24 protein-coding genes are annotated in these 18,676 nt (G+C 41.5%); 15 read left to right on the top strand and 9 right to left on the bottom strand.

The genetic code is table 11. From position 1 onward, the window contains the following. The first annotated feature begins 305 nt into the window (after nucleotides 1-305). Complete coding sequence (locus L2096_RS00335; RefSeq protein ID WP_250364676.1) at nucleotides 306-851, top strand: hotdog fold domain-containing protein; 546 nt, start codon at nucleotides 306-308, stop codon at nucleotides 849-851. 54 nt (nucleotides 852-905) lie between these two features. Here L2096_RS00335 and L2096_RS00330 read toward each other — a convergent pair whose 3' ends face one another. Beyond that, nucleotides 906-1,778 carry an NAD(P)-dependent oxidoreductase gene (locus L2096_RS00330; protein ID WP_025094801.1) on the bottom strand — a complete coding sequence of 291 codons (873 nt, stop codon included), beginning with the start codon at nucleotides 1,776-1,778 and terminating at the stop codon, nucleotides 906-908. Between the two features lie 4 nt (nucleotides 1,779-1,782). After that, entirely contained in the window at nucleotides 1,783-2,880 is a 1,098-nt protein-coding gene (locus L2096_RS00325) for an alpha/beta fold hydrolase (protein ID WP_228301589.1), read from the bottom strand. A 139-nt stretch (nucleotides 2,881-3,019) separates the two neighbouring features. Between L2096_RS00325 and L2096_RS00320 the strand changes: the two genes are divergently transcribed. The 8 genes from L2096_RS00320 (at nucleotide 3,020) to L2096_RS00285 (ending at nucleotide 9,400) form a co-directional block, all read left to right on the top strand. Next, complete coding sequence (locus L2096_RS00320; RefSeq protein WP_004948053.1) at nucleotides 3,020-4,210, top strand: O-succinylhomoserine sulfhydrylase; 1,191 nt, start codon at nucleotides 3,020-3,022, stop codon at nucleotides 4,208-4,210. Between the two features lie 44 nt (nucleotides 4,211-4,254). Next, the gene (locus L2096_RS00315) at nucleotides 4,255-4,584 is read left to right on the top strand and encodes a YbaB/EbfC family nucleoid-associated protein (RefSeq protein WP_004938624.1); all 330 of its coding nucleotides are present in this window, start codon (nucleotides 4,255-4,257) and stop codon (nucleotides 4,582-4,584) included. A gap of 13 nt (nucleotides 4,585-4,597) precedes the next feature. After that, nucleotides 4,598-5,194, top strand: coding sequence for a recombination mediator RecR (gene recR / locus L2096_RS00310; RefSeq protein WP_004938623.1), 597 nt, complete (start codon nucleotides 4,598-4,600; stop codon nucleotides 5,192-5,194). Between the two features lie 218 nt (nucleotides 5,195-5,412). Further along, nucleotides 5,413-6,555, top strand: coding sequence for a ribonuclease D (locus L2096_RS00305; protein ID WP_151764308.1), 1,143 nt, complete (start codon nucleotides 5,413-5,415; stop codon nucleotides 6,553-6,555). A gap of 90 nt (nucleotides 6,556-6,645) precedes the next feature. Continuing rightward, entirely contained in the window at nucleotides 6,646-6,951 is a 306-nt protein-coding gene (locus L2096_RS00300; RefSeq protein WP_004938621.1) for a YcgL domain-containing protein, read from the top strand. Beyond that, nucleotides 6,944-7,330, top strand: a complete 387-nt coding sequence (locus tag L2096_RS00295) for a hypothetical protein (RefSeq protein ID WP_025094797.1) — start codon at nucleotides 6,944-6,946, stop codon at nucleotides 7,328-7,330. The genes L2096_RS00300 and L2096_RS00295 overlap by 8 nt, the downstream gene beginning before the upstream one ends. 18 nt (nucleotides 7,331-7,348) lie before the next feature. Beyond that, entirely contained in the window at nucleotides 7,349-8,200 is an 852-nt protein-coding gene (locus tag L2096_RS00290) for an AAA family ATPase (protein WP_004938619.1), read from the top strand. A 12-nt stretch (nucleotides 8,201-8,212) separates the two neighbouring features. Then, the gene (locus tag L2096_RS00285) at nucleotides 8,213-9,400 is read left to right on the top strand and encodes a vWA domain-containing protein (protein ID WP_250364675.1); all 1,188 of its coding nucleotides are present in this window, start codon (nucleotides 8,213-8,215) and stop codon (nucleotides 9,398-9,400) included. A 103-nt stretch (nucleotides 9,401-9,503) separates the two neighbouring features. Here the strand turns inward: L2096_RS00285 and L2096_RS00280 are convergent, their stop codons facing one another. The 3 genes from L2096_RS00280 to L2096_RS00270 all read right to left on the bottom strand — a co-directional run bounded on the left by L2096_RS00280 (nucleotide 9,504) and on the right by L2096_RS00270 (nucleotide 10,801). Continuing rightward, the gene (locus L2096_RS00280; RefSeq protein WP_004938616.1) at nucleotides 9,504-9,935 is read right to left on the bottom strand and encodes a CBS domain-containing protein; all 432 of its coding nucleotides are present in this window, start codon (nucleotides 9,933-9,935) and stop codon (nucleotides 9,504-9,506) included. 131 nt (nucleotides 9,936-10,066) lie between these two features. Beyond that, nucleotides 10,067-10,441, bottom strand: a complete 375-nt coding sequence (locus L2096_RS00275) for a DUF2750 domain-containing protein (RefSeq protein ID WP_250364674.1) — start codon at nucleotides 10,439-10,441, stop codon at nucleotides 10,067-10,069. Between the two features lie 126 nt (nucleotides 10,442-10,567). Further along, nucleotides 10,568-10,801 (bottom strand): SEL1-like repeat protein, encoded by a 234-nt coding sequence (locus L2096_RS00270; RefSeq protein WP_004938612.1) that lies wholly within the window; start codon nucleotides 10,799-10,801, stop codon nucleotides 10,568-10,570. A 223-nt stretch (nucleotides 10,802-11,024) separates the two neighbouring features. Between L2096_RS00270 and L2096_RS00265 the strand changes: the two genes are divergently transcribed. Continuing rightward, a complete protein-coding gene (locus L2096_RS00265) occupies nucleotides 11,025-11,384 on the top strand; it encodes a hypothetical protein (protein ID WP_250364673.1) in 360 nt (119 codons plus the stop codon). Nucleotides 11,385-11,469: 85 nt separating this feature from the next. Continuing rightward, nucleotides 11,470-11,796 (top strand): hypothetical protein, encoded by a 327-nt coding sequence (locus tag L2096_RS00260; protein ID WP_004938607.1) that lies wholly within the window; start codon nucleotides 11,470-11,472, stop codon nucleotides 11,794-11,796. Between the two features lie 9 nt (nucleotides 11,797-11,805). Here the strand turns inward: L2096_RS00260 and L2096_RS00255 are convergent, their stop codons facing one another. Together L2096_RS00255 and L2096_RS00250 are read right to left on the bottom strand one after the other, a co-directional pair. Next, nucleotides 11,806-13,317, bottom strand: a complete 1,512-nt coding sequence (locus tag L2096_RS00255; protein WP_250364672.1) for a M16 family metallopeptidase — start codon at nucleotides 13,315-13,317, stop codon at nucleotides 11,806-11,808. A 3-nt stretch (nucleotides 13,318-13,320) separates the two neighbouring features. Then, complete coding sequence (locus L2096_RS00250; protein WP_250364813.1) at nucleotides 13,321-14,664, bottom strand: M16 family metallopeptidase; 1,344 nt, start codon at nucleotides 14,662-14,664, stop codon at nucleotides 13,321-13,323. Nucleotides 14,665-14,895: 231 nt separating this feature from the next. On the opposite strand from L2096_RS00250, the gene ftsY reads away from it, so the two are divergent. The 4 genes from ftsY to L2096_RS00230 all read left to right on the top strand — a co-directional run bounded on the left by ftsY (nucleotide 14,896) and on the right by L2096_RS00230 (nucleotide 18,227). Further along, nucleotides 14,896-16,017, top strand: coding sequence for a signal recognition particle-docking protein FtsY (gene ftsY, locus L2096_RS00245; protein ID WP_004938599.1), 1,122 nt, complete (start codon nucleotides 14,896-14,898; stop codon nucleotides 16,015-16,017). A gap of 194 nt (nucleotides 16,018-16,211) precedes the next feature. Next, nucleotides 16,212-16,808: a nitroreductase family protein gene (locus tag L2096_RS00240; RefSeq protein WP_004948029.1), complete on the top strand. Its 597-nt coding sequence runs from the start codon at nucleotides 16,212-16,214 to the stop codon at nucleotides 16,806-16,808. Between the two features lie 163 nt (nucleotides 16,809-16,971). Continuing rightward, nucleotides 16,972-17,610 (top strand): DUF2057 family protein, encoded by a 639-nt coding sequence (locus tag L2096_RS00235; RefSeq protein WP_250364671.1) that lies wholly within the window; start codon nucleotides 16,972-16,974, stop codon nucleotides 17,608-17,610. A gap of 80 nt (nucleotides 17,611-17,690) precedes the next feature. Continuing rightward, a complete protein-coding gene (locus L2096_RS00230) occupies nucleotides 17,691-18,227 on the top strand; it encodes a GNAT family N-acetyltransferase (RefSeq protein ID WP_250364670.1) in 537 nt (178 codons plus the stop codon). Nucleotides 18,228-18,265: 38 nt separating this feature from the next. On the opposite strand, the gene L2096_RS00225 is transcribed toward L2096_RS00230, so the two are convergent. After that, entirely contained in the window at nucleotides 18,266-18,562 is a 297-nt protein-coding gene (locus L2096_RS00225; protein WP_119689606.1) for a cyd operon YbgE family protein, read from the bottom strand. Nucleotides 18,563-18,565: 3 nt separating this feature from the next. Beyond that, entirely contained in the window at nucleotides 18,566-18,667 is a 102-nt protein-coding gene (cydX, locus tag L2096_RS00220; RefSeq protein WP_004938584.1) for a cytochrome bd-I oxidase subunit CydX, read from the bottom strand. Between the last annotated feature and the right edge of the window lie 9 nt (nucleotides 18,668-18,676).

Genomic DNA, 18,676 nt, shown 5'->3' with positions numbered 1-18,676 from the left:
ATTGTAACGACCTATTTCCCAATATAAGGGGTTTCAAAAATAATTCAATGCTGAATAATTACTCAAGTGTAATTTCGCTTCATATTTCATCCATATCTTGTAAAAAAGCGCCGATACTTCCTGTAATACTTCATGAAGCGATAAAAATAGCTTAGTTTTTATGGTTTTAAACGAGTGGTTCAGTTTTTATTGTTATCAAAAGTGCATCTGGGTGATACCCTCAATTTCAGTTTAGTGCGTGATTTGAGTACGGCAATTAAGATCACCCCAGTGTAATGCAATCAAATTCTCAAAAGAGCAAAGACATGAGTCATTATATTTCAAGTTTAAAAGCAAAATTTTTAAAGCAGTCGCATCCACATGAAAATGATGTATTGGCGCTATTTAAATCACTCCGCCACATACCGGGTGGTTTAACGGTTTTATCTAAAGTAGTGAGCCGGGTCGCACCTTATTTTAAAACAGTTGATCCTGTGATTGAGCATTTAGATACGCAAAGCTGTATCGCCCATATCAAGAAAAAAAGATCTTTAGAAAATCATATTGGTACAGTGCACGTGATTGCCATTTGTAATGGACTTGAATTTGTAATGGGCGTATTAGCAGAAGCATCTGTTCCAAAACATTTACGTTGGTTACCCAAAGGAATGCAAGTCAGTTATTTGGCGAAGGCCGACTCAGATATTAAGCTGACCGCTTCGATTGCACAAGATTGGCATATGGGTGATTTTGAAATTCAGGTTCAGGCACACACAGCCGATGGCGTGTTGGTGGTCGATGGTGTCATTACCCTTTGGGTGACAGAAAAGAATAAAAAAGGTAAAAGAACACTAGATGATTCTCTTACCTAAAAATGACTTGTATGAATAGCTTATAGTAAAAGCATGCGACTTTTAGAATTTTGGCTATTCAAGTGTGATTTTGCTCAAAGATTCATAAAACTTTACAGCCGCAGAAAAATCACTATTTTCGTCGGCTGTTGCGCTTGCGGCCTGAATCAGGCTTTGCGTTAATCCTATCACTGGTGCAGGAAGTTTTGCAGATTGCAGTAAATCTAATGCAATTCCAGTGTCTTTTGCTAAGAGCGGAAGTGCAAATGTGACCGGAAAGCTTCGATTTAACACACGCTGAGGCAACACGGTTTCAGTCACGCCACTTTTTCCGCTTGAGGCATTGATGCAGTCTAGCGCTTCATTTAAATTAACGCCGTGGGCTTTGAGTGCAGTAAATCCTTCTGCCACCGACCACAGGTTAACTGCAAGCAACATGTTGTTGACGGCCTTCACGGCAAAGCCCGCACCAGATGTACCTACATGTTTGATCAATTTGCCAATCGCTTGCATCGCCGGATAGGCACGCTCAAAGGCAGCGGCATCACCACCGACCATCACGGTAAGTGTTGCATTTTCGGCGCCAATGGTCTGACCACTCACTGGTGCATCGAGATAATCTACATTTTGGGCTTTAAGTGTTTCAGACAAGGTGCGCGCCGAGTCTGGCACGCCACTGGTACAATCTACCCAGATGGTGCCAGGTTTAAGTTGTAACGATTCAATCAGGTTTTCGACATCTGTACTGGTAGGTAAACATGAAAAAATAACATCGGCTTGTACAGCCTGTTCAAGTTCAACTGCCTGAGTACCATACTCATTGGCGTGTTGTTTGGCTTTTTCAAAGTTTCGATTCCATACATAGACCGTGTCAAAATGCTTCGGTAAATGCGACGCCATACGATATCCCATAGCGCCTAAACCGATAAATGCAACTGATTGAATCATAGATTTACTCTTTCTTTATTTGCGTTGAACGTTGTATTAACCAATCTTTAAACTGCGGCCAAAACTCTTCGGAACTGGCTTGGCTCGACATCAAACCCAGATGTCCACCCGGAATAAGAGTAAACGTGACATCTGTACTGTTTGTCAATTTAATTAATGGTTTTACCGCGTCTGCTGTGACGAGCTGATCGGAACGACCTGCACCCACCAAAAGTGCGCAATCAATATTCTTTAGATCGACTATGGTATTTTTAAGCTGAATTTTGCCATCTTTTAATGGATTTTGTAGCCAAACATTAAATAGCATGTCCTGATTGATTCCCCCCGGATAATCAATCATGTTATTTAAAAAGTGACTCAGTGTGGCATGCTCCTGAACCAGTTTTTTGCTTTCAAGATTTTTAAGTAACTGTACGTGACCATCAATCCAGCCTTTAGGATCTAAAATTTTAAATCCCAACGCATTTAACACGCCCGGCGTATGAATCAGTTTTTTGGGTAAACCCGCATAAATGCGACGTTCAAGAGACGGATTTTTTTGGATGGTGTTATGGACAAAACGATACAGCTTGCCAATTCTTCCCGAGGCATAACTATCGATAGGGCTTCCCAGTACAATCAGGTTTTTTACATGCTTCGCATGATGCAAGGCGGTATAGAGCATGACAAAAATCCCAGCCATACTCCAGCCATGCAACGACACCTGATCACTTTTGGCGTGTGCGCAAATCATCTTTAAATAACGCGGTAGGGCGTCATCGATGAACGATAAAAAATTCAGATGTCGATCACGATAGCTTAAACGGCCCCAGTCAATCAGGTAGATATCAAATCCGTTTTCTTGAAAGTAACGAATTAAAGAGCGATACGGATAAAGATCGTAAATGGCCATGTTGATGGCAAGCGGTGCAACAAAAACCAGAGGTTCTTTATATCGTTTAGTGCTTGCTGCATAATAGCGGATGCGTGTTTGCCCAAACTCACCAATTACCTGATAAGGCGTAGTTTGAGAAATAACGAGAGATTCTTCCCTAAAGAGTCGAGCCGAAAGATGTTTAAGCTTGATCTGCTGGTTGTGAATAAGGGATTTGAGTGAATCCATTCTTTGCATTTTCCAAAATCCGAAAGGGTTTGGATGCAGTCTAAGCGATTAATTGATCTTTTACCTTGACCTTAAATACATGACACGCTCAAAATGTTGGCATTTTTATATGAGCGGTCTTAAGACTGAGAGCACAGCAATGCATAGCCATGACGATGAATTAGAATATCAAGTAGACACATTATCCATTCGAACCGGTCATAACCGCAGCTTTGAAGGTGAACATGCCGAGCCGATTTATTTGACGTCATCTTTTGTTTATAAAAATGCAGCTGAAGCGGCATCAAAATTTTCAGGTGAAGTGTCGGGCAATATTTATTCTCGTTTTACCAATCCAACGGTGGCCATGTTTGAAAAGCGTCTAGCGGCAATGGATGGTGCAGAACGTGCGATTGCGACTAGCTCGGGAATGGGCGCAATTTTGTCAGTTTGTATGGCATTTTTAAAAGCGGGCGATCATGTCATTTGTTCGCGTGCCGTTTTTGGTTCGATTGTGGCTTTGTTTGAAAAGTACATCGCAAAATTCGGTGTAGAGGTTACCTTTGTCGATTTAAACGACATGGATGCATGGAAAAATGCCTTGCGTCCTGAAACGAAAATCTTATTTGCAGAGTCGCCATCGAATCCGTTAGCTGAAGTTGCTGATATTCCCGCATTGTCAGAAATTGCTCATTCACAAAATGCCATGCTGGTGATCGATAACTGCTTTTGTACACCTGTATTGCAACAGCCCCTCAAATTAGGGGCAGATTTGGTGATCTACTCTGCAACCAAATACATCGATGGGCAAGGCCGTGCATTAGGTGGTGCAGTCACAGGTAGCCATAAGTTGCTTGAGGAAGTCTTTGGCGTGGTACGTACATTAGGGCCATCGATGAGTCCTTTTAACGCATGGATTTTCCTTAAAGGGCTTGAAACGCTGAAACTCAGAATGAGAGTGCATTGTGAAAATGCACAAAAAATCGCGGAATGGCTCAACCAACATGAGAAAGTGGAAAAAGTCTATTATGCGGGTTTACCAGAGCATATTGGTCATGAACGTGCAGCCAAGCAGCAAAAAGGTTTTGGTGGCATTGTTTCTTTTGTGGTGAAAGGTGGCCGTGAAGGTGCGTGGAAAGTAATCGATAACACTCGATTTATTTCAATTACAGGTAACTTTGGTGATGCCAAATCGACGATTACGCATCCTGCAACCACAACCCATGGTAAATTATCGCCTGAAGCGAAACAGGCCGCCGGTATTCAAGAAGGTTTGATTCGTTTATCTGCGGGCTTGGAAGATGTATCTGATATCATCCGTGATATCGAACGCGGACTTGATCTGATCTAATTTATATAGAGTCAAACAAATTTACTGTTTTTGGAGGAATCCCGATGAACATTAATATGCTTATGCAGCAAGCACAGCGCATGCAAAAAGATATGGAAGCCAATACCAAAAAGGCCAAAGAAGAGCTTGCAAAAACCGAAGTACAGGCAGAAGCGGGTGGTGGTTTAGTTAAAGTGACCATGACAGGCCGTTTTGTTGTCAAACGTATCGAGATTAGTCCGGATCTGCTACAAGATGAACCTGACATGATTGAAGACTTAATCGCTGCTGCAGTAAACGACGCGGTACGTCAAGCTGAAGCAGTTGCAGAAGAAAAAATGAAAGGTGCAAATGCAGGCATGGGCTTACCGCCTGGCCTATCTGGTTTATTTTAAGGACCCATAAAGCGTGTTTAGCGATCGATTTGAACAACTTGTTCAAGCACTGCGAATTTTACCAAGTGTTGGGCCGAAATCGGCTCAGCGCATGGCTTTGCATCTGCTCATGAAAAATAGAGAAGGCGCGTTTGCGCTGTCTCATGCGCTACATGAAGCTTCAAGTCATATTCATGCCTGTCGTATTTGCAATTCACTGACTGAAAATGAGGTCTGTGATATTTGCTTATCTAATGAACGTGATGGGCAGGTACTCTGTGTGGTGGAATCACCCGCAGATGTCATGGCCATAGAGCAAAGCGGAAGCTTTCGCGGTAAATATCATGTATTGGGTGGACATCTGTCGCCTCTAGATGGTATTGGGCCTGAAGAAATCGGTATTCCGCAACTGATTCACCGTTTGAGTCAGGGTGAAATTGAAGAAGTGATTCTAGCAACCAATGCAACGGTAGAAGGTCAGGCAACTGCGCACTATTTGCTCGAAGCCACCAAGCATTTACCGATCCATATGACACGCATTGCACAAGGTGTACCTCAAGGCGGTGAGCTTGAATATGTCGATAGCCATACCTTGAGTCAGGCTGTGCATAATCGAATGCAAATGAAATAGTCTTTTTGAATGATTTTTATCATTTGGTCTATTTGAACCTGCATATTTTAGAATGTGCAGGTCACTATAAAATGAAGAATGTGCTTATAAAATAAGCGATTTTGTGGGTTTGTCTAAAAAATAAAATATTAGGAATAGTTTGTCTGGCAAAAGTTGCAATTGAAGTGGTATATATATGCCAGAATATTAAATGCACCTTGTGGCTAAATCGGGAAAAAATGTTTCAGTTTATCCAGCAGCAAGATCAACTTGCTGATGTTTTATCAATCATGAACCAATGTTCAGTGTATGGGCTGGATACAGAGTTCATCAAAGTGGATACGCTTTGGCCTAAATTAGGTGTTTTTCAAATCAATTTAAATGGTACTGTCTTTTTACTCGATGGGGCCACACTCGATTTAAGTGAATTTTGGAATAAGCTTTTTGCAGCAGAGCAAAACGTTTTTCACGCCTGCGGCGAAGATATTGATCTGATTTATCACTATGCGCAGCGTAAATATCTAGACAATGTATTTGATACCCAAGTGGGATTGTCTTTTTTAGGCCATGGTTTGCAAGTGAGCTATCAGGCCGCGCTCAAACTCATTTTAAATATTGATATCGAAAAAGATCAAACCCGATCTGACTGGCTCGCAAGACCACTCAGTGAAGAGCAGCTCCAATACGCCGCCAATGACGTGCTTTATATTTTACAATTGTCTGATGAAATCAAAGCGCAATTACAGGCCAAACAATTGTGCGATTTCGTGATCGAAGATTGCCGGCATCTGACCAAAGAAATTGGAACCGAAACACCCCAGCATTTACTGTATACCGATGTTGCGAATTATCGCCATTCTCGGCGTCAACTGATGCAGTTACAGCAACTCACTGTGTGGCGCGAACAACTGATTAAGGCGATCAACCAGCCACGCAGTTTTATCTTAAAAAATGCGACCATGATTGATCTGGTCGAAAAAAATCCAAAAAATACCTTTCAGTTGTCGCAAGTTAAGGATATCCGTCCCAATATCGTGCGAGAACATGGCAAAACTATTCTAGATTTACTTAAATTTTTACCTGAGCAGCACGAATGGCCACTACGTATGGCCAGACCAATCCGACATTCATCTCAAGAAGTTACAAGTAAAATGAATCAATTGATTGACAATGTCGTGAATGAGACACAGGTACCCAAAGAAGTCTTGCTGCGTAAAAAATGGTTAAATGCGTTGTATCAACATGTGGTGTTTCATCGCCACGAAGATGAATTACCCGAATATCTGCTTGGCTGGCGCTATCGTCTTTTGACCGAGCCTTTGATTGCGATTTTGCAACAAGATGAACAGTATCTATCGACGCAAATGAAGATAGAAATTTAAAATGTGGTACGACTGGTGCGTTGAAAAACATTCATGTATCTGTTGATTTTTTTAATGTATGCTTTTTTAGAGTTTTGAGAGTTGTGATTTATGCACTGTGATATTTACAGATCGAGTAAGAAAGATGAGATGTACGTTTATATAGCTCGTCCAGATTACCCAAATGATGATGTAGAAGGCAAAGATCCTTTAGAAATCTTACCTGAAACATTGCGTACGGCATTTGGTCGTCCGACATTTGTTATGCATCTTGAGCTTTCTCAAACACGCAAACTTGCACGTGTCAATGTTTTGCATGTCCTCGATTCACTTGAAACAAAAGGCTTTTTTATCCAAATGCCGCCAGAAGGGTTTATCAACTTATCTGATGAGCCAGAGGGATTACGTGGTGCTTGAACAACTTGCAGGAATTTGGAGCGGCTTACTTTCAGTGCTGGATTCAGTTCCTGAAGACAGCATTGCCATAACCGCTTATGTGGGCGGAACCCTAATTGTTTTGTGGTGCTGGTACAGTATCGCAAAACGCTTGCCGCGACTGATTGGTGGCGTAACGTGGATTGTACTGTTTGCCGTACTGGCCACGCCCACAATTTCTGAAGGAGTGAATGCCGGAATTGCACCTGCTATTTTTGGTGTGATTTTTGGTGTACTCACCAAAGAGCAACCGCTTATTTGGGCAAATTTGTCTTTAATTTTATTTGTAACAGGACTTGGGTTATTGATTGGCTATTTATGGTCAAATTATAGCGCAAACAAGGACACATCCTCTGTTTAATAAAAATAAAGGTAAAACATGACTGTCGACGCACAACAATTTACGGGTACAGATCAGTATATTGCAACTGAAGGTCTTAAACTGGCAGTAAAAGCAGCGCGCGCTTTGCAAAAGCCGCTGTTGATTAAGGGTGAACCGGGCACTGGTAAAACCTTGCTGGCAGAAGAAGTCGCGCAAAGTTTAGGCATGAAGCTCATTACGTGGCACATCAAATCTACCACGAAGGCACAGCAAGGCCTCTACGAGTATGATGCCGTTTCTCGCTTGCGTGACAGTCAGTTAGGCGATGATCGTGTTTATGATATAAAAAACTATATTAAACCGGGCAAATTATGGGAAGCTTTTCGTAGCGAGGAGCGATGTGTGTTGTTGATTGATGAAATTGACAAAGCCGACATCGAGTTTCCAAATGACCTACTGCACGAACTAGATAAAATGTCTTTCTACGTGTACGAAACTGGTGAAACGATTAGTGCAATTCAACGTCCGATCGTGATTATTACCTCGAATAACGAAAAAGAATTACCCGATGCATTTTTGCGCCGCTGCTTCTTTCATTATATTGAATTTCCAGATGAAGCGACTATGCGCGAAATTATTGATGTGCATTTTCCGCAGATCTCAAATACCTTGGTCAATGAAGCACTTCAGATTTTCTTTAAACTCAGACAAGTGCCTAATTTAAAGAAGCCACCTTCTACCTCAGAACTGATCGACTGGCTCAGCTTGCTTATGGCCGATGATATGCCTGAAGATATCTTACGCAATCATGATCGTACCAAGGCCATACCTCCGTTATATGGCGCATTGATTAAAAATGAACAGGATGTACAGTTACTCGAACGACTAGCATTTATGACACGTCGTTAAGGATGGTGCGCCATGTTCGTTCGATTGTTTTATACGCTACGCAAGTATGGTGTTCCGGTCACAACACGTGAGCTGATTGATCTTAATCAGGCGATTGCTCAAGGCGTTGTCTTTGCGGATCAAGAGGAATTTTATGAATTGGCCAAAACTATTTTGGTCAAAGACGAACGTTTCTTCGATAAATTTGATCGTGCCATTAAAGACTATTTTGATGGTATCGAAACCTATGATCTTGATGAGCTGCTTAAACAGGTTCAAAAACTCCCCAAAGACTGGTTTGATCTAGAACTACTAGAAAAGCATTTATCGTCTGAAGAACGAGAGGCACTTGAAAAGGCAGGCTCGATCGAGGCACTAATGAAAATGCTCGAAGAACGTCTTCAAGAGCAGCATAAGAAGCATCAAGGTGGCAATCGGATGATTGGCACAGGGGGTACTTCACCATTTGGTGCATTTGGCGATCATCCCGAGGGTGTTCGCATTGGTGGGCCGGGGCGAAAAAAATCTGCGGTTAAGGTTTGGGAACAACGCAAATATCAAAATCTGGATGATGAGCAAGTTTTAAGTACTCGGCAAATGCAGCTCGCATTAAGGCGATTACGTAAATTTGCGCGTCAAGGTGCTGCCGAAGAGCTAGATGTCGACAAAACTATTCATGAAACAGCCAAGCAAGGCATTTTAGATGTGCAAATGGTTCCAGAGCGACGCAATCGCATTAAGGTATTGATGTTATTTGATGTTGGTGGCTCGATGGATGCCCATGTGGCGCAATGTGAAAAATTATTTAGCGCTGCAAAGACTGAATTTAAGACACTTGAATACTTTTATTTCCATAATTGTTTATATGATTACGTCTGGAAGGATAATTATCGACGTACCTCAAGTCGCTTAAACACTTGGGACTTGTTGCATACTTATGGCCGTGATTATCGTGTGATCTTTGTTGGTGATGCCAGTATGGCGCCATATGAATTAAGATCGGTTGGTGGCTCGGTAGAATATATGAATGATGAGTCAGGTGAAGTGTGGTTACGCCGTTTGCGTCAGCACTTTGATAAGACTGCGTGGTTAAATCCAGAAGAAGAAGGGTATTGGAAATACACACAAACCATTGCACAGATTGATGAAATTTTTGAGAAGCATATGTATCCCATGACCCTCAAAGGGGTTGAGGACATGACACGTTATTTATCTCGATAATGATTGATGAAGGTGCTTTTATTTATTGATGTTGTGACTAAAACACACGCTTAGCCACCTTCAACGATGTGCTAGGCGCGTGTACGGCTTTAAACTTATAGCCTTAACCCGAGATATATTGCTTAAGCTGTACGATCAACTGACGTTGATCTTCCATAGCAGCCTTGACCAAGTCACCAATTGAAATAAGCCCTTGAAGTTTACCGTTTTCGACCACTGGAAGGTGACGTAAATGTCGGTCTGTCATCAGCTGTAAGCAATCTTCTACACTAAATGATTTATCAACTGTAAAAACTTTTGCAGTCATGATTTCGCTGACCAACGTGTTGTCTGAGGAACGTTCCATCAGCGTGATCTTGCGCATATAATCGCGTTCAGACAATATTCCCGCTACTGCATCATTTTCAACCACAACCAGCGCACCAATGCCTTTGTCTGCCATGAGGGTAATGGCCTCAAGTACTGTTGCGTCCGGTGAAATGGTATACACGGTGTGTTCACGTTTTTCATGTAAAACTTGGGCGACATTGGTCATATTCGGGTCCCTCTGGATGTTTTTGTTGTTCCCATTAAACTTAACTTGAATTAAGCAAAATTCAAATATGGGCTGATCAACAATTATGCAAAAAAATCACTTCCTACAAAAAAACTTATGACGAGATGGATTTACATTACATTCAACTGAGTTTGCGCAAAAAAGAAATGACTCATTTGCGTAGTTGAGAGTTTAAATTTGCACTGCGATGAACTAAACAAGGCAGGCGTTACGTTTAACCGCTTTAAGGTGGGTAATAAAGCGGTTTGAAAATCCTGCGGCTTGATTTTTTTTGGAACATAATTAGGCCAATGCTTTTTGGCATAACGATGAGCTTGTACACCATTTAACCAAAAGGGAAAAATGAAGCTGTCTTCGTCGGATTTAATTGCCCAGCCTTGATGGTAAAGACCCCAAAGTGTACCGCAGTACATCATTGTTTTAAGAATTGAAATTTTGAGAATTAAATCTTTAGAAGCTGGGGGAAGGTGAGTAATGCGTCTCATGATATAAATGTTCTAAAAATGCTTTTGTATTATAAAAAAGAAAGATTTAAGTTTCGTTTAAGTCTTGAATAAAATCGTAATTTTTTTTAACCGGACATTAAAAAACGCCACCTAGGTGACGTTTCATTATGCTTGCATTGTGGCCATCTTTTGCCAGTACTGGGCTTTCATCGAATCACGTTCTACGCGAAAACCTTGATAATAAAGTTCTGCCAAGAACAATGCCGCTTTACCATGGCCGGCACGGGCCGCTTCTTCGAGCTGTGTTACTGCGTCTTGAAAATTCATTTGTGATTGAATTGTGTTGACTGCAGTTGCATATACATGCTCTAACTCATGATGAGAGATTTGCTGAATCATAGTTAAAAACTCCTTATAGTTGTAGTTATGATTACATTTTTAGACTTATCTCAGTCTTGCGAACCAATTTAACAGTTCATTGTTAAACTAATATTACATTTTAGTGGATAAGTCAAACAATAAGTGGGGTAACTTTATTGTATTTCAAGTTTACATGATTAAACAATGAACTGAAATATTTTTTATTAAAATCAATTGAAGAATTATATCAAAGGAGAAAAACATGATAACCACGATTGATGGCTTTAACTTTGGCATCCCTTTTGATCGTAATGACATTATTGCCTTGGCTCAATATCATCGTCAACAGCTTGACGAGGCGGTATTTCACCAAGAAATTCACTTAGGGGACTACTGCTTAGCACAGCGTAAACGCGTGTATGATTATACTCGCCAGCTTGATCCAGAGCTTAAAGCTGAGTTTTATCGTATTTACGATGGAGAGCTGCTTCGTTTGGCCGACGAAGATGATTTGCATCCCGCAGATGCCGAAGGGGGACTAAGTTATTTTGCAATTGGCATTACGCTTTTGTTAATTGCATTTATTTTGTATTTTGCTTTTGTGCGCGCATTAACCAGTTAATGTGCTCAAAAATGCGTTTCATTTCACACGATTACTTGTGAAAAGTCTCAATGAGTCATACACTACTTCAGATTCGAGGTAGGGTATGCTCATATCTAAACAAAACATTTTAAAACTTAAGTCAGAATTTAAAATTGAACGAATCTATAATGCCGTCGTTATTCTGATTATTTCTGCAATTCTTTTCTTTGGTTTTCAGTCTCTTCATAAGCCGATTAAGACTCAATATTATCGTCATATCGTGGCACTTTCGCAGCAGGCCAATAATCCAAAAACGCAAATTATGGCCAAGCGCATATTGCAGCAATCTGAGATTGATTTGGGTGATTATTTAAAATTGATGCATGCGTATCAATTTGAAAAATCTCAAGCGCGTTATTATCCAGCAATTTCTTTAGACGACCCACAATAGACAATTGAGCTATTTTTGTACAGACTTTGCCGAGCTTGATAAGTTGTGCAGATTCTCTTTTAAAAGCGTTTCAATCTGTTCTGAACTGATATCTTGACCTGCCACAATCACGGTAAGGCGGTCGGGGTGAAGGTGACGATGAATGGCGTGCTGAATATCTTCTGCTTTAAGCGCATTCAATGCTTTGGGATATTCTGTCAAATAGTCCGATGGCAACCTGTAAAAGCCAATTGCTCCGAGTTGGGCATTAATACTGGCATTGCTACTAAAGCTCATTGGAAATGCACGTAGCATGCCTATTTTGGTTTCTTGAAGTTGCTTTGAATCAATTGGTGTGTTTACAAAGTTGATTAAGGTTTGATGCGCCACGCGTATGCTTTCAAGAAGTTGTTTTTGCTGAGTGGAATAATTAAGCTGGAAAAGTCCTGAAGATTGGGTGAAGCTAAACGAACTGTATGCGCCGTAGGTATAGCCGCGTTTAACACGTAATTCTTTCATGAGTGCCGAGTTAAAGCCATTGCCTCCGAGCATTTGATTGGCTACTTCAAGCGCCAGAACGTCAGGATCGCTACGTTTCAAGCTTAGGTGCCCCATACTGACATGCGCCTGTGTGGCTGCATAAGGCAGAATTCGGACATCAAATCCCTGTTGCTCAAGTGCATCAGGTAGTGGTGCTGCAAGTTGCCCTTGAGGAAGGCGTTCAAAAATACGTGATGATAATTGCTTGGCTTCTAGTGCATTGAGCTGTCCTGTTATAGCGAGGTTCATATTTTGTGCCACTAAAAATGTATCGCGAAATTGTTTTAATAAGACGGGTGTGAGTTTTTTTGTACTGACTACGGTGCCACTAGTTGGCTCTGCATAGGGATGATAGCCATAAATTGCACGGTACAAGGCAATATTGCTTAAACGTTCCGGATTTTCCTGAAGCTGTTTTTGTCCCACACTGGTATTGCTCAGTATCAAATTGAGTCCCGAAGGCTCAAAGCTTGAATGTTGAATCAGATCAAGCATTAAATCGACAGCCGGATTAAGCTTCTGGGGATCAGACAATACACGTAAGCGAATCACAAACATATCGCGGTAAGCTTGTACGTTCAGCTTCGCTCCTAATTGCTCAAAACGATTTGCAATTTGAGCTGCACTTAAATCGGGTGTTCCGTCATCAAGCAGTTTGGCCGTCATATTCGCAATACCATATAGCCCCTTGCCAAGTGATTCGTCTCTGGCAGAGCCGGTGTTAAAGGTCAATTGAATGTCGACCATTGGCAGCGCTTGCGACTCTACAAATAGTGAGCGAATGCCTTGTGGAGCGGGCAGTTCGACCACATACGGTGCGCTACTGGTCAAATCGTCTGATATGCTTTTTAGGCTTCTGAGCTGTTGAAGTGATTTAAGTTGTCCGCTTTCAGTTTCTGCCATCACATTTGCCGATTCGGTTATTTCGGCGTAGACCGTGGTACATAAAAAACTTGATAGCAGCAGTAATTGAAATGGTTTTAGGCAGAGGACTTTGTTCATGGGTTAATCTGTCTGTGTATCTTTAGAAGCGGGTTGCAAGTACAGTGTGGTCAGGTTGTCTCGAATAAAATAAGCATTTGCAACGCGCTGAATATCTTGTGGCTGAACGCTTTCATAGTGGCTTGGCAGTTCGTCAATCAGACGAAAACTTAATCCGTTCACTTCGAGATTTCCAATCATGTGCGCTTGTCCTGCAATATCGTCTTGGCTAAACACCAACTGTGAAACGAACCTTGATTTTACTCGTTGTAGTTCATTGTTATCTAAAGGCTGAGTTTTAAGTTGGTCTAGCTCTTCTTGAATAGCGTACTGTGCATCACGAAGTGATATGCCAGGCGCAGGCAGTGCGGTAATGGTAAACAAGCTATCGCCACGATTGTATGGTTCATAACTGACATTGATCGATGTTAAAATTTTCTTTTTGCGGATCAGCTCAGTTTGTAAGCGTGAAGAAACACCACCATTGAGTATGGATTGAATAATACTCAACGCATAGGCATCCTGCGGATTTTTAGCGGTGACTAAAGATTTAACATTCCATGCCATATAAAGGTTAGGGACCTGTACACCTAAACTGGATTCCATATGTCGGTAGCCAACACGTTCAAATTCAAGCAAATCGTTACGTGCGGGTAAGGGAGACGATGTGATTGAAGCAAAGTAGGTGTGAACTTGTTTGAGTGTTTGCTCTGCATCTACATCTCCAATAATCACCAATGTTGCATTGTTTGGTGTATACCAAGTCTTATACCAGTCTTTGAGCTGATCAAGCTTGAGATTTTGAAGATTTTTCATATATCCAGCGACAGGCTGTCGATAGGTACTGGTGGGATAGGTAAGCCATTGAAAGCGTTCAAATCCTAAAGCAGTCGGTTTATCTTCAATTCGCTGGCGACGCTCTTCCATCACCACCTGAATTTCGGTATCGAAATCTTGCTGTCTCATGCGCAGATTTTTCATTCGGTCGGCCTCGAGTTCGAGTGCCAATGGTAAATAGGCTTTAGGATACAACTGATAGTAATAGGTGTAATTACTCGCAGTTGCAGCATTGACACGGCCGCCGTAAATTCGGCTTAAGCGAGTGAACTCATTGTCTGGTACTTTGGTGGTGCCTTTAAACATCATGTGCTCTAAAGCATGCGAAATTCCCATAAGATGGCCGGGTTCGTCGGCACTTCCCACACCATACCAGAGTTGTACCACTGCAATCGGGGCACGGTGATCCTCACGGATAATGACTTTCAGACCGTTTGGAAGTGTACTTTCTACAATGCTACGCGATAACTGACTCTCAGCCGCTTGTAGCGTCGTTACTTTACATACAACTAAAACACTTAAACCACACAAAAAGGAATGAACGCCTTTACGTAAAAATGTCTTATATTTCGCTTTTAACACAATCCAATCCGTGACAAGGCGCTTGATCTTGAGTTCTATTGTTGAAAAAACATTTTTTGAAAACAATGTTTTCCTGTTGTGATTTAGTTATGCCGCTTCCTGTGCCAGATATTCACAGGCATGGCGCTGAAACTGTGTTAAACTCTCGCTTTTAACCCGCTGCTTTTCAAGGGAATCGGCATGCAACAGCAATCCAATATGCACAATAAATTCTTGATAGATGCTGATATCGGTGATGACGATGTCACATTACCTAATTTACCAGCAGTTGATGTGCCTATTGTTGAATCTCATACAACAAATTTCACCGCAGCCCCTACACCTGCGGTACAAGAACAAAAAATAGAAACTGAACAGACTGAAGAGACATCAGCAAAAGGTGGTTTTTTCAGTCGAATGAAAGAAGGTTTAACCAAAACCCGTCGGAACCTTGCCGACGGAATGGTAAATATTCTGATTGGTGGTAAAGAAATTGATGATGAGTTGCTCGAAGAGGTTGAAGAGCAATTACTGGTGGCCGATATTGGTGTCGAAGCAACCAAAACCATTATTACCAACTTGACCGAACGAACTGCGCGTGGCGATTTGATTTATTCGCACTCGTTATATAAGGCTTTGCAAGAAGAACTTGTAGCACTGCTTGCACCACGCGTTAAACCGTTGCATATCGATCCGAATAAGGCGCCGTATGTGATTTTAATGGTAGGTGTCAACGGTGTGGGGAAAACCACCACCATCGGTAAACTTGCAAAACGTTTACAGGGCGAAGGAAAGAAAGTCATGCTGGCTGCTGGCGATACTTTCCGTGCTGCTGCCACTGAGCAATTACAAATCTGGGGTGAACGCAACAATATTCCAGTTGTAGCACAAGGCCATGGCGCAGACAGTGCGTCGGTTATTTTCGATGCCTTCGAAAGTGCGCGTGCTAAAGGAATAGATGTTCTGATTGCAGATACGGCTGGACGTTTACACAACAAGAGCAATTTGATGGAAGAGCTCAAAAAAGTAAAACGTGTCATGCAAAAGATTGATGCAACTGCACCGCATGAAATCATGTTAGTGGTTGATGCCGGAACAGGTCAAAATGCGATTAATCAAGTGCAAGAGTTTGATCAGGCCGTTGGATTAACAGGACTGACCATCACGAAGCTGGATGGAACTGCAAAAGGTGGCGTACTTTTCAATATTGCAAGTCGTACTCACGTACCCATTCGCTTTATTGGTGTGGGTGAGAAAATTGACGATTTGCGTCCTTTTTCCGCTAAATCATTTGTTGCAGCGTTATTTGAAACTGAGAAGTAACAAATCGCTTAGTTTGATTTCAAAACTCCACATTATGTGGAGTTTTTGTTTCAATCTGCTTAATAATATAAAACTGTCCTATAAATAAAACGATATGTCGTACATTTAATACTGATTTCAACATATGACCTCGATAAACTTAACTCATTCAAAGACAACTGGCCTGCGTGCCTTAAATCGATAGGACACAAAAAATGGTTTCATTTTTAGACAAAATTAAAGAACGCCGCTCAATCTATGCCATTGGTAAAAATGTTGCCCTAGAGCAACACCAGATCGAAGACATCATTAAAGATGCCGTAAAACATAGCCCGTCTTCATTTAACTCACAGTCATCACGCGTCGTGATTTTATTTGGTGAGTCACACCATCAGTTCTGGAATATCGTACGTGAAACACTGCGTAAAATCGTACCAGCAGATGCGTTTGAAGGGACCAATGCCAAGATTGATAGCTTTGCTGCAGGTTTTGGTACAGCATTGTTTTATGAAGATCAGGCTGTGATTAAAGGGTTACAAGAGCAATTCGCTGCTTACGCTGATAATTTCCCAGTATGGTCTGAACATTCGTCTGCAATTGCACAATTTGCGACATGGACTGCGCTTGCAGACCATAACATTGGCGCATCTTTACAGCACTACAATCCAATTATTGATGAAGAAGTTGCACAAACTTTTGACGTTCCAGCGAACTGGAAGCTTCGTGCACAACTGGTATTTGGTTCAATTGAAGCACCAGCGGGTGAAAAAACATTTATGAATGACGAAGAGCGTTTTAAAACCTTTAACTAATTCATATTGAACATAAAAAAAGAGCATCTTAGATGCTCTTTTTTTATAAAGAGATTTATTGAACTAATCATCAGTTAATTCGCATAAGTGTCATAAAATTGTCATGCTCTCGTTGCATAGTGCCTGCACTGAATCGAAAAAATGATCCAAAAGAAGGTAGGCCATGACATTTAGATTAACTACTGCTGTACTGGGATTGATGCTAAGCAGCTCTGTGTTCGCAGCTGCAACATTGACCACACCAGAAGAAATTGTAATTCTTGCTGTCAATGATCAAGAAGTGAATAGCGGACTATTTCGTGGCACTAAAAATGTGTTTAAAGTCGATTCAGGTGAAAATAGCCTAAGTGTTCGTTATCAAGGCTACTTTGGTCATAATGATGGTGAGCATGACATTTTAAAATCAGGTGTAATTACATTGAAAACACCTGCACTACAAGACAATCAAACCTATCGCCTTGCATTGATCAATGCACCTCAAGAGTTTGAGGCTGCCAAAAAATATGCCGAACAACCGACCATTGGTTTGTATAACAGTGCCAATCAATTGCTTGTTCAGCAAACAGGTGCCAATACACAATCTAAGCCTTGGTTAAGTAGTGGTATTTTTGGTAAAGCCTATGATCTTACGCAAAAAAAGACAACAGCGATTCAGCAGCCTGCACCTGTCTACACAACGGTTCATACAGCAAATACGGCTTCGGTTGCTGCTAATGGCCAGAGTTTAGTTGATGTCTGGAAAAAGTCCTCCAACGCTGAACGTCAAAAATTTATGGCGTGGTTGGCAGAGCAAGCACAGTAAATATATAACTGACTGAATTTTGTTGGAATTAAAGTGCATTTAGAGTAGTTTGAGGGTATGAATTTTTGTGTAAATAGCGCATGCATAACCTCACTATTCGAGAAGCACAACCTGACGACCTAACAACTTTAGTCGAGATCATTAATCAATCGTATCGAGCTGGCGGACAGCGTAGCTGGACCTCAGAGCAAGGGCTGGTACAAGGGCAGCGTATTGATTTCGATCAGTTGAAGCAGCTCTTTTACAAGAGCAACGTAACGCTTTTGGTTGGAGAAATTTTCACTGCAAGCCAGCATAGTCCTGTTAGTGTTGCTTGTCTGGCCTTAAGCTCTAACAAAGATCGGGTTGAAATTGGCACTTATTGCGTAGCACCAGCATATCAAAATTTAGGATTAGGACGACAAGTACTATCTTTGGCTGAAGCCTATGCGCTTCAGAAGTATCCAAATCTGAAAATTTTTGAAATGTATGTACTAGATGTCAGGACTGAGCTTATCGCATTTTATTTGCGTGCAGGCTATATCAAAAGCGGCCATACAGAACCTTATCCGGTTGATGCAGATGTCGGCGTACCATGTGTGCCGATTGAGTTGATTCATCTATATAAATCTATTTAAATTATCCACCCTCCCTAAGCAGGGTGGATAAATAAGTTCTAGGGTATATACCACAGTACGTAGCCCAACAGCATGAGTGGCCAAGAAATTAACGGGCTAAAGAGCAGTTTCCAAAGCCAAAATTTTGGAATAAATCCCACGCCATGAACAAATCCACCGCAAATCCCAAACATGATCAGTGTTAAAGCACCGTGACTATAATTTCCATATTGATCAAGCATGAGATTCGGATAGACCATCATGATTGCGGCCAGTGGTAAAGCCATTAAAAATGAGATCGGTCTAGTCCAGCTTATGAACCGATGATGTAAAGGAGTGGATATATCGACTGACATGATCTAATCCTCATCGAGATTCTGATGATGTTCAATATAAAGTGCCCCTAATACACTGGCAAAACAGGCCATCAATATTCCTAAAATCCATGCAAAGTACCACATAAGCGTTCT

Origin of the sequence: Acinetobacter sp. ACZLY 512, from assembly GCF_023614015.1 — a bacterium.
In the GTDB taxonomy this organism is placed as follows: Bacteria; Pseudomonadota; Gammaproteobacteria; order Pseudomonadales; family Moraxellaceae; genus Acinetobacter; species Acinetobacter soli.
Note: the sequence above shows the minus strand (reverse complement) of the source record. Positions and strands in the feature narration are given on the sequence as shown.

Coding starts and splice junctions, on each gene's coding strand:
- L2096_RS00285 (WP_250364675.1), top strand. CDS start 8,213: ATGTTCGTTCGATTGTTTTATACGCTACGCAAGTATGGTGTTCCGGTC.
- L2096_RS00280 (WP_004938616.1), bottom strand. CDS start 9,935: ATGACCAATGTCGCCCAAGTTTTACATGAAAAACGTGAACACACCGTG.
- L2096_RS00265 (WP_250364673.1), top strand. CDS start 11,025: ATGATAACCACGATTGATGGCTTTAACTTTGGCATCCCTTTTGATCGT.
- L2096_RS00230 (WP_250364670.1), top strand. CDS start 17,691: ATGCATAACCTCACTATTCGAGAAGCACAACCTGACGACCTAACAACT.
- L2096_RS00255 (WP_250364672.1), bottom strand. CDS start 13,317: ATGAACAAAGTCCTCTGCCTAAAACCATTTCAATTACTGCTGCTATCA.
- L2096_RS00315 (WP_004938624.1), top strand. CDS start 4,255: ATGAACATTAATATGCTTATGCAGCAAGCACAGCGCATGCAAAAAGAT.
- L2096_RS00225 (WP_119689606.1), bottom strand. CDS start 18,562: ATGTCAGTCGATATATCCACTCCTTTACATCATCGGTTCATAAGCTGG.
- cydX (WP_004938584.1), bottom strand. CDS start 18,667: ATGTGGTACTTTGCATGGATTTTAGGAATATTGATGGCCTGTTTTGCC.
- L2096_RS00325 (WP_228301589.1), bottom strand. CDS start 2,880: ATGGATTCACTCAAATCCCTTATTCACAACCAGCAGATCAAGCTTAAA.
- L2096_RS00270 (WP_004938612.1), bottom strand. CDS start 10,801: ATGATTCAGCAAATCTCTCATCATGAGTTAGAGCATGTATATGCAACT.
- ftsY (WP_004938599.1), top strand. CDS start 14,896: ATGCAACAGCAATCCAATATGCACAATAAATTCTTGATAGATGCTGAT.
- L2096_RS00335 (WP_250364676.1), top strand. CDS start 306: ATGAGTCATTATATTTCAAGTTTAAAAGCAAAATTTTTAAAGCAGTCG.
- L2096_RS00305 (WP_151764308.1), top strand. CDS start 5,413: ATGTTTCAGTTTATCCAGCAGCAAGATCAACTTGCTGATGTTTTATCA.
- L2096_RS00275 (WP_250364674.1), bottom strand. CDS start 10,441: ATGAGACGCATTACTCACCTTCCCCCAGCTTCTAAAGATTTAATTCTC.
- L2096_RS00240 (WP_004948029.1), top strand. CDS start 16,212: ATGGTTTCATTTTTAGACAAAATTAAAGAACGCCGCTCAATCTATGCC.
- L2096_RS00235 (WP_250364671.1), top strand. CDS start 16,972: ATGACATTTAGATTAACTACTGCTGTACTGGGATTGATGCTAAGCAGC.
- L2096_RS00300 (WP_004938621.1), top strand. CDS start 6,646: ATGCACTGTGATATTTACAGATCGAGTAAGAAAGATGAGATGTACGTT.
- L2096_RS00260 (WP_004938607.1), top strand. CDS start 11,470: ATGCTCATATCTAAACAAAACATTTTAAAACTTAAGTCAGAATTTAAA.
- L2096_RS00330 (WP_025094801.1), bottom strand. CDS start 1,778: ATGATTCAATCAGTTGCATTTATCGGTTTAGGCGCTATGGGATATCGT.
- L2096_RS00320 (WP_004948053.1), top strand. CDS start 3,020: ATGCATAGCCATGACGATGAATTAGAATATCAAGTAGACACATTATCC.
- L2096_RS00290 (WP_004938619.1), top strand. CDS start 7,349: ATGACTGTCGACGCACAACAATTTACGGGTACAGATCAGTATATTGCA.